The organism is Streptomyces sp. NPDC059010, assembly GCF_042740355.1.
GTDB lineage: Bacteria > Actinomycetota > Actinomycetes > Streptomycetales > Streptomycetaceae > Streptomyces.
In genome coordinates, this window is sequence record NZ_JBHYJA010000001.1 from 39,761 (window position 1) to 53,843 (window position 14,083).

Here is a 14,083-nt window from a genome sequence, read left to right on the forward strand (position 1 = left end):
TCCCTGGCGTGCTTCGTTCGAATCCTCCGCGTCTCGCCGGTGCCTTCCCCGTTGGGCACGTCGAGGACCCAGGTCATCAGTCCCCTCGCCCAGTCCGCCACCGCGATGCATATCTCCACCCGACTGCTTTTCTAGGACGCGTGGCCCCCGCCGCGCAACCCGATCATCGTGTCAGTGACCTCCCCCACGGCCGCCCGCCGAAACGTGCGTTGAAACACCTGTCCGCAGGATCTTTTCAGTCCCCGACCAACACACCCCGCATGAGCTGTGTGTATCACGTCCAGTCTCGCAGATGCCCGGCAGGGAACGGGGGTGAAGGGGAGTGGAGGGAGAGGGGGACGGGAGGGAGGAGGGCGGCGCACGGTAGGGCGGACGGGGCGGACGGGGCTGACGGAGGAGTGGGGGCGCTCGGCAGACCCGGCCTCGGCCGGCGCCGGCCAGCGGTCGTCCTGCCGACCCTGGGCGAAGCCCCGCCCGGCAAATCCCAGCACGCCCCGCCGCCCCCTGCCCTCGCCGCCCCCTGGCCTACCCTGAGGAGGTCACTGGGAACCGGAGTCCGAGATCATCGGAGAAGGTCAGAGAAGGTCGGAGTAGTCGCAGGTCATGAGCGAAGCGCCCTCTTCAGGAACGCCCTATCCATACGATGCGCCTGCCTCGCAGGCTCTGTTCGACCGTGCGGCCGTCGTCACGCCCGGCGGCGTGAACTCCCCGGTGCGCGCCTTCCGGGCCGTGGGCGGGACGCCCCGGTTCATGGTGTCCGGCACCGGCCCGTACCTGACCGACGCCGACGGGCGCGAGTACGTCGACCTCGTCTGCTCCTGGGGACCCATGATCCTCGGGCACTCCCACCCCGAGGTCATCGCCGCCGTACAGGACGCCGTCTCCCGCGGTACCTCCTTCGGTACGCCGGGGGAGGGCGAGGTCGCGCTCGCCGAGGAGATCGTCGGCCGGATCGAGCCCGTCGACCAGGTGCGGCTCGTCTCCAGCGGCACCGAGGCCACCATGTCCGCGATCCGGCTCGCCCGCGGGTTCACCCGGCGGTCCAAGGTGATCAAGTTCGCCGGGTGCTATCACGGGCATGTCGACTCGCTGCTCGCCGCGGCCGGGTCCGGCGTCGCCACCTTCGCGCTGCCCGACACCCCGGGCGTCACCGGTGCCCAGGCCGGCGACACCATCGTCCTGCCCTACAACGACCTGGAGTCCGTGCACGAGGCCTTCCACCGCTACCCCGGTGAGATCGCCTGTGTGATCACCGAGGCCTCGCCCGGCAACATGGGCGTCGTCCCGCCCCGGCCCGGCTTCAACGAGGGGCTGAAGGACGCCTGCCAGAAGAACGGCGCCCTCTTCATCTCCGACGAGGTCATGACAGGGTTCCGGACCAGCCGTGCCGGGTGGTACGGGGTCGACGGGGTCAGGCCCGACCTCATGACCTTCGGGAAGGTCATGGGGGGTGGCTTCCCCGCCGCCGCCTTCGGTGGGCGCGCCGATGTGATGGCCCACCTCGCGCCCGCCGGGCCCGTCTACCAGGCCGGCACCCTCTCCGGGAACCCGGTCGCCACCGCCGCGGGCCTCGCCCAGCTGCGGCTCCTCGACGAGGCCGCGTACGTCACCGTCGACGCCGTCTCCGCGCAGATCCGGTCCCTCGTCACCGAGGCCCTCACCAAGGAAGGCGTCGCGCACCGGCTGCAGAACGCCTCCAACATGTTCTCCGTGTTCTTCACGGACCGTGAGGTCCGCAACTACGAGGACGCCAAGCGGCAGGAATCCTTCCGCTTCACCGCCTTCTTCCACGCGATGCTGGCGCAGGGCGTCTATCTGCCGCCCTCGTCCTTCGAGTCCTGGTTCGTTTCCACGGCACACGACGAGCAGGCCGTCCAGCGGATCGCCGACGCCCTCCCGGCGGCGGCCCGAGCGGCGGCGGAGGCCACGGCGGAATGAGCGACAACCCGATGACCGACGGCAGCCCCATGATCGACAACAGCGACATCACCGTCGTACACCTCATGCGGCACGGCGAGGTCGCCAACCCGGACGGGATCCTCTACGGCCGGCTCGCGGGCTACCACCTCTCCGAGCTCGGGCGGCAGATGGCCGACCGGGTCGCCGAGCACCTCGCCTCCCGTGATGTCACCCACGTCTGCGCCTCCCCGCTGGAGCGGGCGCAGGAGACCGCGACGCCGATCGCCAAGGCGCACGGGCTGGACCTCGCGACCGACGGGCGGCTCATTGAGGCCGACAACGTCTTCCAGGGCAAGACCTTCGGCGTGGGCGACGGGGCGCTGAAGAAGCCGGGGAACTGGAAGCATCTCGTCAACCCGTTCAAGCCGTCCTGGGGCGAGCCGTACGTCGACCAGGTCATCCGGATGATGGGCGCGCTGAGTGCCGCCAAGGACGCCGCGCGCGGGCACGAGGCCGTACTGGTCAGTCATCAGCTGCCGATCTGGATCGTGCGCAGCTATGTCGAGAAGCGGCGGCTGTGGCACGACCCGCGCAAGCGGCAGTGCACGCTCGCGTCCCTGACGACCTTCACGTTCCAGGGCGACCGGATCGTGTCCGTCGGGTACACCGAGCCCGCCATCGATCTGGTGCCCGCCCATCTCCGCGCAGGCGCCAAGCCGGTGAAGGGGAAGGACAAGGCATTCGGTGCCTGATGGCACTGTTCTGAGCGGGTTGCCCCACGTGGGCTTCTAAGACACGTTTGTGACATTTGTTGCGAATCCTCCGCGATCAGGAGGAACCTCCCTGTTCGTCGTGCCCTCTGACTGGGTGACCACGAGAGCACGACGGATGGGGCAGGAATGCGCAATGTCACCCGGAGGGGACTTATAGGACTCGGTGTCGGTACGGCCGCCGCCGTCGGACTGGCCGGTTGCGGCACCCTCACCTCGTCAGAGGGGTCGAAGGGGTCCGAAGGTTCCGAAGGCGGCGAAGGCAACAAGCCCGGCACCCAGACCAACCGCGCCCGCCCCATCGGTGACGGCTCCACCTCCTACACCGGCAAGCAGCCCAGGCAGCCGGCCAAGCCCGAGCCGCTGGAGCCCGGTCAGGAGCCGCCGCAGTTCGTGGTCTTCTCGTGGGACGGCGCCGGCGAGGTCGGCAACGGCCTCTTCCCGCGCTTCCTCGACCTCGCCAAGGAGAACGACGCGCACATGACCTTCTTCCTCTCGGGGCTGTATCTGCTCCCCGAGTCGAAGAAGCGGCTCTACGACCCCCCGAACAACCCGCGCGGCGCCTCCGACATCGGCTATCTCACCGACGATCACGTCAAGGCGACGCTGACGAACGTCCGGCGCGCCTGGCTCGAAGGGCACGAGATAGGCACCCACTTCAACGGCCACTTCTGCGGCGGCAGCGGCACCGTCGGCAACTGGACGTCCCAGCAGTGGCGCAGCGAGATCCAGCAGGCCAAGGACTTCGTGAAGAAGTGGCGGACCAACACCGGGTGGACCGACCTGCCGTCCCTGCCCTTCGACTACGACAAGGAGCTCGTCGGCGGCCGCACGCCCTGTCTCCTCGGCCAGGACAACCTGCTGCCCACCGCCAAGGAGCTCGGCTGGCGTTACGACGCCTCCTCGCCCGGCGGCCGTCAGGTGTGGCCGCAGAAGAAGCAGGGGCTGTGGGATCTGCCGTTGCAGCAGATACCTTTCCCCGGGCGCTCCTTCGAGGTCCTGTCCATGGACTACAACATGCTGGCCAACCAGTCGATCAACTCGACGAAGGCGCCCGCCCACAACTACCCGGGCTGGCGCGAGCAGTCGTCGCAGGCGTACATCCAGGGATTCAAGCGGGCATTTGAGACGAACCGCGCGCCCTTCTTCATAGGCAACCACTTCGAGCAGTGGAACGGCGGCATCTACATGGACGCCGTCGAGGCCGCCCTCAAGCACATCGCGCAGGAGAAGGAGAAGGGCGCCGACATCCGGCTCGTCTCCTTCCGGCAGTTCGTGGACTGGATGGACGTACAGAAGCCCGAGGTGCTCGCCAAGCTGCGCACCCTGGAGGTCGGACAGGAGCCGGCCGGCGGCTGGAAGACGTTCATGAAGGGCGGCTCCACCGGTACCTCCACGAGCAACTCCACGGGCACTCAGAACGCCGCCTGAAATGCGGGTTTACGTCCGGGAGGGGGGTGCGCAAGATCCCCGGAACGGGCATGCGAAACTTTTCACATGAGTGCCCGTAGCGCCCGTAGTCGTGTCGCCGTCCTGGCCATCACCAGCGCCGCCGTCGCCGCGCTGACCCTGTCCGCGTGCAGTTCCGGCGGTATGTCGGGCGGTGGCGGCGACACCAACTTCGTCCCCGGCAGCAACGGCATCGACACCGCCGTCCAGGGCAAGCGCTCCGCGGCGCCGGCCCTGTCCGGCGAGACCATCGACGGCAAGCAGCTCGACACCGCCGACTACAAGGGCAAGATCCTCGTCATCAACGTATGGGGATCCTGGTGCCCGCCGTGCCGGGCAGAGGCGAAGAACTTCCAGACCGTCTACGACGACGTCAAGGGCCAGGGTGTCGAGTTCGTCGGCATCAACACCCGGGACACCAGCACCACCCCCGCGAAGGCCTTCGAGAAGGAGTTCGGGGTCACCTACCCGAGCCTGTACGACCCCACGGGCAAGCAGATGCTCCGCTTCGGCAAGGGCACGCTCAACCCGCAGGCGATCCCCTCCACGCTGGTCATCGACCGGAAGGGAAAGATCGCCGCGCGTGCGCTGACGCCCCTCAGCGAGGAGACACTGCGCAGCATGATCAAGCCCGTCCTCGCGGAGAAGTGACGTGAGCGCGCTGTCCACGCTCGCCGAGGCCGCGGGCCCCAACCAGACGGTGATGAGCGGCGCTCTGCTGCTGGCCCTGCCCATCGCGCTGCTCGGCGGCCTCGTCTCCTTCTTCTCCCCCTGCGTCCTGCCGCTGGTCCCCGGCTATCTCTCCTACGTCACCGGGGTCACCGGTACGGATCTGGCCGAGGCCCGGCGCGGACGGATGGTCGCGGGCGCCTCCCTGTTCGTGCTCGGCTTCACCGCGGTGTTCGTCTCCAGCGGAGCGCTGTTCGGCTACTTCGGGGACTCGCTGCAGGACCACAAGGACGTCCTGTCCAAGGTGCTGGGCGTGCTCATGATCCTCATGGGTGTCTTCTTCATGGGCCTGATGCCCTGGATGACCCAGCGCGAGTTCCGCTTCCACAAGCGGCCCGTGACCGGGCTGATCGGCGCGCCCTTCCTCGGCGCGCTGTTCGGCATCGGCTGGACGCCCTGCCTCGGCCCGACGCTGACCTCGGTGATCGCGCTGTCCTACAACGAGGCGAGCGCGGGCCGCGGCGCCATACTCACCGTCGCCTACTGCCTGGGCCTCGGCGTCCCCTTCGTGCTCGCTGCCGTAGCCTTCCGCAAGGCCCTCGGCGCCTTCGCCTGGGTCAAGCGCCACTACGTCTGGGTGATGCGCATCGGCGGCACCATGATGATCGCGACCGGTGTGCTGCTGCTGACCGGCGCCTGGGACCGCATCGTGCAGGAGATGCAGGTCTGGTCCAACGGCTTCACTGTGGGGATCTGATCCATGAGCAACACGACCGACAAGGCCGGCCCGGCCGCCGGTGAGGAGGACCTGGACGCCGCCGGCTCCCAGCTCTCCACCGCCCCCGCCGAGGAACTCTCCAGTCCGCCCTCCCTCGGCGTCATCGGCTGGGCCCGCTGGTTCTGGCGGCAGCTCACCTCGATGCGGGTCGCGCTGCTGCTGCTCCTGCTGCTGTCGCTCGGCGCGATCCCCGGCTCGCTCATCCCGCAGACCGGCATCGACGAGACCAAGGTCGCCGAGTTCCGCAAGACGCACGAGACGCTCGCGCCGATCTACGACAAGCTCGGCCTCTTCAACGTCTACAGCTCGGTGTGGTTCTCCGCGATCTACATCCTGCTGTTCGTCTCCCTCATCGGCTGCATCGTCCCGCGCACCTGGCAGTTCGTCGGCCAGCTGCGCGGCCGTCCGCCGGGCGCCCCGAGGCGCCTGACCCGGCTGCCCGCCTACACCACCTGGCGCACCGAGGCGGAGCCCGAGCAGGTCCGCGAGGCCGCGCTCGCCCTGCTGAAGAAGCGCCGCTTCCGCGCCCATCTCTCCGGTGACGCCGTCGCCGCCGAGAAGGGCTATCTGCGCGAGGTCGGCAACCTCGCCTTCCACATCGCGCTGATCGTGATGCTGGTCGCCTTCGCCTGGGGCCAGCTGTTCAAGTCCGAGGGCAACAAGCTGGTCGTCGAGGGCGACGGGTTCTCCAACACCCTCACCCAGTACGACGACTTCAAGTCCGGCAGTCTCTTCACCCAGGACGACCTGGACCCGTTCAGCTTCAGCCTGAAGAACTTCACCGGCACCTACGAGCCGTCCGGCCCCAACCGCGGCACCCCGCGGATCTACAAGGCGGACATCACCTACAGCGTGGGCGCCTACGGCAAGGACAAGGCGACCAGCATCGAGGTCAACGAGCCGCTGGAGATCGGTGACTCGAAGGTCTACCTCGTCAGCCACGGCTACGCCCCCGTCATCACCATCCGCGACGGCAAGGGCAACGAGGTCTTCCACGACGCCGTGCCCCTCCTTCCCCTCGACGGGAACGTCACCTCCACCGGCGCGATCAAGGTCATGGACGGCTACCGCAACGCCAAGGGCGCGTGGGAGCAACTGGGCTTCCAGGCCTTCTTCCTGCCTTCCTACGTCAAGGGCAACGAACTCGCCTCACAGTTCCCGGCACTGCTGAACCCGGTGCTGAACCTGGAGGCGTACCACGGCGAACTCGGTGTCAACGCGGGCATCCCGCAGAGCGTGTACCAGCTGAACAAGAAGAACCTGAAGGGGTTCAAGGACGCCAAGGGCAAGCAGGTCAGGGAGAACCTGAAGCCCGGCGAGACCATGAAGCTCCCGAACGGCGCGGGCACGGTCACCTTCGAGAAGGAGATCAAGGAGTGGGCCGGCTTCCAGGTCGCCCGCCAGCCCGCCAGCGGCTGGGCCTTCGCCGGTGCCCTCACCGCGATCTTCGGCCTCGCCGCCTCCCTGTTCATCCAGCGCCGCCGCGTATGGGTACGGGCGGTCAGGGGCGACGACGGCATCACGGTCGTCGAGATGGCCGGCCTCGGCCGCAGCGAGTCCGCCAAGGTGCCCGAGGAACTGGGCGACCTCGCCGGAATCCTCTATGACCAGGCACCGGGCGCGCCCGACGCCGACGACGACCCCGCAGATTCCGAAGCTTCCCCCGACCCCCAAGTCGCACCCGCCGAAGGGGCTGACACCAAGTGACTCTCGCCGCCGCGACCGAGCTGGCCGCCGCCACCAACGAAAACCTCGCGAGCATCAGCAACACGCTGATCTACTCGTCGATGGCCGTCTACACCCTGGCCTTCTTCGCGTACATCGCCGAATGGCTCCTCGGCAGCCGCAGCAAGGTCGGCCGCACGGCCGCCGCGCTCACCCCGGCCAAGGAGAAGGCGTCGAAGGCCGCAGCGCCCGCCGTCACCGTGAAGAAGGGCGGCTCCACCGCCGTACTGGAGCGGCCGAAGGTCGTCGTGCGGGCCGCGGCCGGGCAGCGGGACGTGCCGGACGGGCCCGGGGCGCACGGTGGGGACGAGCAGGGTGACCTCTACGGGCGTATCGCCATCTCCCTCACCGTCCTCGCCTTCCTGGTCGAGTTCGGTGGTGTGCTCACGCGGGCGCTGTCGGTGCAGCGGGCGCCGTGGGGCAACATGTACGAGTTCAACATCACCTTCTCCACCGTCGCCGTCGGGGTGTACCTCGGGCTGCTGGCGCTGAAGAAGAACGTGCGCTGGCTCGGGCTGTTCCTGATCACCACGGTCCTCCTCGATCTCGGCCTCGCCGTCACTGTCTTGTACACCGCCAGTGACCAGTTGGTTCCCGCCCTTCACTCGTACTGGCTGTACATCCACGTCTCCACCGCGATCTTCTGCGGCGCGGTGTTCTACGTGGGCGCCGTCTCCACGCTGCTGTACCTCTTCAAGGACAGCTACGAGAACAAGCTGGCGAACGGCGGCACCCCCGGCCGCTTCGCGAACTCCGTCCTGGACCGGCTGCCCGCCTCGGCGTCCCTCGACAAGTTCTCCTACCGGGTCAACGCCGCCGTCTTCCCGCTGTGGACGTTCACGATCATCGCGGGCGCCATCTGGGCGGGCGACGCCTGGGGCCGCTACTGGGGCTGGGACCCCAAGGAGACCTGGTCCTTCATCACCTGGGTCGCCTACGCCTGCTACCTGCACGCCCGCGCCACCGCCGGCTGGAAGGGCCGCAAGGCCGCCTACCTGGCCCTCATCGCCTTCGGCTGCTGGCTGTTCAACTACTACGGCGTCAACATCTTCGTCTCCGGCAAGCACTCCTACGCCGGAGTGTGATGCGTTTCGTCCCCTGCGGGGTCAGGCTGGTGTCATGACCGGTTCTGTCGAGCAGGGCGTCATCCAGACCCAGGGGAACACGCACATCCTGCACTTTCTCGTGCGGCTTCCCCGGGTGATGGAGTCGGTCTGGCCGGCGCTCAGCACCCCGGAGGGGCTCGCGGGCTGGTTCACCGCCGCCGATGTGCTGGAGCCCCGGCTCGGCGGTGCGGTCACGCTGCGTGATGTCGGAGCGGGGCGGGTCACCGCGTGGGACGTGGAGCGGGTCGCCGAGTACACACTGGAGGGCGCCGGCCGGATCCGGTTCCATCTGGAGCGGGACGGGGACCGGGGCAGCATCCTGCGCTTCACCCACGAGTACCGGGAAGAGGCGCACTCCGAGCAGCGCTGGCGGGCCCGGTTGGAGAAGCTCGTCGAGACGGTCGCGGCGCACCCGTGACCGCTACGACGACGCCGGCGGCAGGCACTCCTTCGTCGGTGGCTTCCCCGTCGGCCAGGCCAGGGTGACGAAGCGGGCGCGGCCGTCGGCGGTGACCTCGACGATCGGTACGGCCTTGTCGTAGGGGTTGCCGTGCTTGTCCAGGCAGATCCAGCCGCTCGCGCCGTTCACCCGCTGGGAGCCCGTCATCAGCTCCCACTGGTCGTGGACGTCGGCGAGGGTCGGCGCGTCCTCGCCGTCCGGCTTGGCCTCGCGGATGCCCTGGTAGGTCAGTGTCATGGCGTCGTAGGCGATGATCAGCTGGCCGTCCTCCAGGGTGGCCGGACCGATGGGCCCGGCCCGCCGCACGCCCTGCGCCGCCGAGCCCTCCGGCTTCTCCTGTGCCGTGCGCACCAGGTCCGCCAGGACCCTCGCGTCCTCGGCGGAGCCGCCGGTCGCCGGCGGGTTCTTCGTCAGCCAGGCGTCCGGGTGGGCGAGGGCGGTGTATCGGACGGACAGCCTGTGCTTCAGGGCGTCCCGGTCGAGATCCTTGTCGCCGGTGAGATACGAGGCCTCGTCCCCGGTGAGCAGGGTGAACGCCCGGTCCTGGCAGCCGCGTTCGCCGAGCGCGTTGATGAACTGCCGCAGCTGGGTGTGGCGTCCGGCGAACAGGATCGTGTCGGTCTCCTCGGCCGTGTCGCAGACCAGGTGGGTGATCTGCCGGAAGTCGTTCGCGGTGGACCCCTCCTCGCTGCGGTCGGCGGGCGGGGTGAACGCCCACGGCTGGTACGGCGACCCCTTCAGCAGCTTCTCGAACGACCGCTGCAGCGTCGTCGTGTACGGGTCGCCCGGCTTGTCGTACACCAGCACCGCCTCACCCGCCCGCACCTTGGCGAAGGAGGTGAGCGCCCGGGCCTCGTCGGTGTTGGTCGGGGCGACGCGGGCGAGCCCGGGGTAGGGGTCCTCGCCGTCCTGCCCGTTGGCGAGGTTGTCGGCGGTGATGGAGGTGCCGACCACCGGGATACCGCGCCGGGTCAGCTCCTCGACGGCCCGCTTGTTGTTCGCGGTGGACAGCCCTATCCCGGTGACCGCCCGCAGCCGGTCCGGCCCCTCGGCCATCCGCTCCAGCTGCTCGACGGTGTGCTTCCAGTGCTTCCCCGTGGCGCCCGGGTTGGCGAGCACCAGCCGGATCGCCGGGGACTCGCCGTTGGAGCCGTGGTTGGCCTGGTACTGCGCGAGATAGGCGCCCTGGAGCTCGTGCAGGGTGTCGTTGAGGTTGTCGGGGTCGGAGGCGGTGAAGGGCTCGAACAGGGCGACGGTGACGTAGGCGCCCTTGATGGAGCGGTTCTCCCGGTCGATCGCCCGCACGGTGTCCCGGAACCGGTCCCGGTCGAAGTGGTAGTCGGACGTCGACACGCCCACGCACTCGTCGCCGTCCTCGGGCATGACCACCCCGGGCGCGCACGAGCGGTCGTCGTGCAGCAGCACCCGTGCGCCGAGGACACACCCGGTCACCAGCGCGGCGCCGACGAGCAGGGCGACGTACCGGCGCAGCGGGATCTCCCAGACATGCTCGCGCAGCCACGCCCCGGCACCTGCGGCCATCACGCCTCCCCGTCCTCGTCGTCGTCCGGCACCCGCAGGGGCCGCCCGGCGAGCGCGTCCTGCGGCCAGTCCCGCGAGGCCCGCCACAGCAGCGCGTTGCCCGCGGGCCGCAGATTGGACAGCTGCTCCAGCTCGAACCGCAGCCGGTCGCACACCTTCGCGTCGGGCAGCGTCAGCGGATCGGTCAGCTGCCATACGGCGTGCAGCAGCCGCCGTACCCGAAGGTGCAGCGTGGCGTCGACGCCCCGGGGCGGCTCGTGGCCGGCGTCGGTGCGGCCGAGCGCGACCGCGGTGCGCCGGTCGTCATGGCCGGTGAAGCCGTGGCCGTCGGCATCGTGGCCGTCGGCGTCATGGGCGTGGAAGTAGGGCGCGGAGGCGATGAAGCGCAGCGAGCGCAGCCACGCGCGCGTGTCCAGCGTGTGGAAGGTGTCCCGCAGATACGCGACCGCCGACTCGCTGTCCCCCAGGGCGAGTTCGTGATGCAGCCGGTACGGGACCCGGCGGCCCGCGACCTCGGGGTCATCGCCGTCGCCGTCATCGTCGCTGTCGTCGGCGTAGTACGCGATCAGCGTGTCGTGCGCCTTGCGCCACTGTCCGTGGTCCGCGTCGCCGTGATGCAGCCGGAGCAGCAGCAGGGTGCGCGCGAACAGGTCCCCGACGAACTGCCCCGGCACCTCCGGCAGCCCCTCCGTCACCAGCCGGGTCTGCAGCGCGCGTACGTCCGCCGGGCCGAAGTCGTCCGGCAGGAGCTCGTCGGCGAGGGCGCAGGCCGAGTCGTGGTCGTGGGCGGCGGCCAGCACGGTCAGCTCGTCGAGGCGGTCGGCGGGGACGAGCCGGTCCAGCAGCGCGAGATACGTCGGCTCCCCGTCGTGCTCCTCGTGCAGCCGTACGGGCGCGGTGAGCAGCTCGCCCAGGGAGGCCGCGGCGGGCAGGTGCTGGGCGGCGGACTCGGCGAGCAGGGCGATACCGAGCGGGTTGCCGCCGGTCAACCGGTGGGTGGCGTGCGGGAGTTGGGGCGGCACCGCGACCTCCGTGCAGACCGCGCCGATGATGTGCAGGGTGTCGTCGGGGCTGAGCGGCGGCAGCGAGACGAGCAGCGCCCGCGAGGAGGGGGCGGCCGGGTCCGGTGTCCAGTCGCTGCGCCGGGCGACCTCGGGCAGGGCACGGTGGACGGCGTTGCGCAGGGCGGGACGGTGGTCGCCGCGCAGCCCGCAGACGAAGACGACCTGGTCGCCGAGGCCCTCGGCGCGGTCCCGCAGCACGGCCTCGACGAGCCCCGGGCCGGGCGGGGACTGCGCGTTGTCCAGCAGGACGAGCGGCCGGCCGATCCGCTGCATCCGCGGCAGCATCCCGGCGTACGCCTCGCCGAGGTCGGCCAGCAGGGCCCGTACGAGATACCGCTCGGCGTGCTCGCGGGAGGTGCCGCCGGCCCGGAAGTGGTCGGAGAGCAGCATCAGTCCGCGCCGCGCGTTGCCGCCCGCGTTCGGGTAGTCGCGGTACCAGGTGGACGCCCGCTGCCGGCGCCGGTGCACGACGCTGTCGGAGATCGCCTCCAGCGTGGCCTCCACGGCGGACGACAGCAGGGGCCCGCCACCGGTCGCCGCCGCGGCCACCTTGGCGGCGACCCGCCCGGCCCACCGCCCCGCGAACCCGGCGACCCACGACCCGCTCTCGTTCAGCAGCAGGATCCGCTCCACCTCACGCCGGATGCGCTCGGAGTCGGCGTCCCGCCAGCCGCCCGCGGCCACCGCGACCAGCCCCGACATCAGCCGCGGGAACTGGATCCGCCCCGCCCCGGTCACCGGCTCGGCGAGCTGCTCGGCGATCACCAGCAGCGCCTGCGACACCGGCGACCAGGCCTCGGCGGGCCGCCCCGACGGCGGGGCCGCGAACTCGCCCTGCTCACAGTCGATCAGCGCGACCGGGGTGTGCCCCTTGTAGGCGTCCCGCAGCTCCCGCAGCACCGCCGACTTGCCGAGTCCGCGCGTGCCGGTCAGCACGACGAGGGGCAGTTCCTGTGGATGCTCGACCTTGGCGGTCCGGTGCTGGTGCGGACGCAGTCCCACGAGCCGTGGGGCGAGACCGGCGGGGTCCGCGTCGAAGAGGGCTCCACGCCCGTGCAACCGTGTGCCCACCCGCACCTCCCCCCAAAGGCTCTCAACTCAAGGGTAAGGAGGGGGACTTGGTTCGGACTAGATCGCGTGGTGTCCGTTGGGTTACGAAACTGTCGGCGTGCTTACGAAACGGTCGGTGCGCTTACGGAAGGGTCGAGACGATGATGTCCCGCAGCCGTTCGACGTAGAGCCGCATGTTCTTGTACGCGATGTCGGTGTCCGGGTAGCGGCCCGCGAACCACAGGCCCTCGTGGAGCCGGGTGACCCAGGCGCACACCTGGTCGCCGTACGACACCCTGATCAGCCCGTACGCCTTCTGCTCGGCCCAGCGTCCGGATCCGGGGACGCTCCGGGTGTCGACATAGGAGACGGTCGAGTACAGGTCGGGTGACGTCGGGCGGAAGTCCGCGCCGAGCAGCTGGAGCACCCGGGGCAGCGGCATGCGGGCCATGTGCCGGTTGGCGTGCAGCGCGGCGCGCACCGTGCGCAGGGCGCTGGGCAGGTCGTGGACCTCGGTCATGGGGATCTCGACGGGGGCACCGCCCACGTACCAGCCCACGGAGTCCGACCAGCGGGACTTCACCCGGGTGTGCAGGGGCACGATGGTGCGGTAGACGGGCTCTCCGCCGATCTCGTGGACGACGAGGGCGGTGGCGGCCAGGACGCCGACCGCGCTGCCGCCGTAGGGACGGCAGTACGTCTCGAACGCGGCGGCGGCGTCCGGGTCCGTGAGCCGCTCGCGCATGAGCCTCTGGATGGGCAGCGGGCCGTCGGGGTCCAGGCCGAGGTCGAGGGGGAAGGCCGGCGGCCGCCCGTCGCAGCGGCCGATGAACTCCCGCCAGTGGGCGACGATGTCGTGGCTCTCGTCGATCCGGTCGGCGTCCGTCCGCTCGATCTCGCAGAAGTCGACGTAACTTCCGGTCGGCGCGAGCTCCATGGTCCGGCCCGCGACACCCGCAGCGTAGAGCTCGCCGATCTCGGCGGGGATCCGGTAGATGGAGTGGGCGTCGACGTTGCTGTGGTCGAAGGCCAGGTACACGCTGGTCGAGTCGTCCCGGACGACGGCCGTGTAGATGAGGTTGGGCCAGCACAGGGCGTCCGCCGTGGTGTCGAAGCGGTCCAGGAGGTGCCGGACCAGGGCGGCCTGATCGGTGAAGTCGCCGACCTCGGCACGCTGCAGGGACACGGCGTCGGCGTCGAGCGTGAACCGGCGCATTTCGTCGCCCGGCTCGCCGGACCAGCGGAAGCCGCTGCGCAGCGTCTCGTGCCGCAGTGTCCAGCCGCGCAACGCCTCCTCCAGCGCGTCGAGATCGGCCCGGCCCGGGATGTCGAAGGCGGTGCCGATCCAGGTCGGTGCGGACAGGCCGTCCTCACGCATGGACCGGGCGGTCCTGAAGTGCGACTCCTGGTTGTACGCGGGCGGCCTCGTATCCTCCGGCAGACCGGCTGCCGCCGCGACGGTCGCCGCGCTGAGCGTCCACTCGACGAGGCGTCCGGGCCGGACCTCGCAGCGCTGGATGTCGGTGATTCGCACGGGTGGCTCCATTCGCGGCGGGGGACACACCCGAAAG

At 70.1% G+C, this 14,083-nt stretch carries 11 protein-coding genes; 8 read left to right on the forward strand and 3 right to left on the reverse strand.

Annotated features, from left to right (window positions below; genetic code table 11):
• The first annotated feature begins 603 nt into the window (after positions 1 to 603).
• From hemL to ACFWYS_RS00260, 8 genes are all read left to right on the forward strand, one after another.
• Entirely contained in the window at positions 604 to 1,938 is a 1,335-nt protein-coding gene (gene hemL, locus ACFWYS_RS00225; RefSeq protein ID WP_384761579.1) for a glutamate-1-semialdehyde 2,1-aminomutase, read from the forward strand.
• Positions 1,935 to 2,651, forward strand: coding sequence for a histidine phosphatase family protein (locus ACFWYS_RS00230; RefSeq protein WP_384761581.1), 717 nt, complete (start codon positions 1,935 to 1,937; stop codon positions 2,649 to 2,651). Before hemL ends, ACFWYS_RS00230 begins: the two co-directional genes overlap by 4 nt.
• A gap of 147 nt (positions 2,652 to 2,798) precedes the next feature.
• Positions 2,799 to 4,100 carry a hypothetical protein gene (locus ACFWYS_RS00235; RefSeq protein ID WP_384761583.1) on the forward strand — a complete coding sequence of 434 codons (1,302 nt, stop codon included), beginning with the start codon at positions 2,799 to 2,801 and terminating at the stop codon, positions 4,098 to 4,100.
• 66 nt (positions 4,101 to 4,166) lie between these two features.
• Complete coding sequence (locus tag ACFWYS_RS00240; protein WP_384761585.1) at positions 4,167 to 4,769, forward strand: TlpA family protein disulfide reductase; 603 nt, start codon at positions 4,167 to 4,169, stop codon at positions 4,767 to 4,769.
• Between the two features lies 1 nt (position 4,770).
• The gene (locus ACFWYS_RS00245) at positions 4,771 to 5,544 is read left to right on the forward strand and encodes a cytochrome c biogenesis CcdA family protein (protein ID WP_384761587.1); all 774 of its coding nucleotides are present in this window, start codon (positions 4,771 to 4,773) and stop codon (positions 5,542 to 5,544) included.
• A gap of 3 nt (positions 5,545 to 5,547) precedes the next feature.
• Positions 5,548 to 7,272, forward strand: coding sequence for a cytochrome c biogenesis protein ResB (locus ACFWYS_RS00250; protein WP_384761589.1), 1,725 nt, complete (start codon positions 5,548 to 5,550; stop codon positions 7,270 to 7,272).
• Positions 7,269 to 8,375 (forward strand): c-type cytochrome biogenesis protein CcsB, encoded by a 1,107-nt coding sequence (gene ccsB / locus ACFWYS_RS00255; protein WP_384761591.1) that lies wholly within the window; start codon positions 7,269 to 7,271, stop codon positions 8,373 to 8,375. Before ACFWYS_RS00250 ends, ccsB begins: the two co-directional genes overlap by 4 nt.
• Before the next feature lie 34 nt (positions 8,376 to 8,409).
• Complete coding sequence (locus ACFWYS_RS00260) at positions 8,410 to 8,814, forward strand: SRPBCC domain-containing protein (RefSeq protein WP_384761593.1); 405 nt, start codon at positions 8,410 to 8,412, stop codon at positions 8,812 to 8,814.
• Between the two features lie 3 nt (positions 8,815 to 8,817).
• Here ACFWYS_RS00260 and ACFWYS_RS00265 read toward each other — a convergent pair whose 3' ends face one another.
• The 3 genes from ACFWYS_RS00265 to ACFWYS_RS00275 all read right to left on the reverse strand — a co-directional run bounded on the left by ACFWYS_RS00265 (position 8,818) and on the right by ACFWYS_RS00275 (position 14,046).
• A complete protein-coding gene (locus ACFWYS_RS00265) occupies positions 8,818 to 10,398 on the reverse strand; it encodes a hypothetical protein (protein ID WP_384761595.1) in 1,581 nt (526 codons plus the stop codon).
• A complete protein-coding gene (locus ACFWYS_RS00270) occupies positions 10,398 to 12,539 on the reverse strand; it encodes a hypothetical protein (RefSeq protein WP_384761597.1) in 2,142 nt (713 codons plus the stop codon). Before ACFWYS_RS00270 ends, ACFWYS_RS00265 begins: the two co-directional genes overlap by 1 nt.
• A gap of 115 nt (positions 12,540 to 12,654) precedes the next feature.
• A complete protein-coding gene (locus tag ACFWYS_RS00275; protein WP_384761599.1) occupies positions 12,655 to 14,046 on the reverse strand; it encodes a condensation domain-containing protein in 1,392 nt (463 codons plus the stop codon).
• Between the last annotated feature and the right edge of the window lie 37 nt (positions 14,047 to 14,083).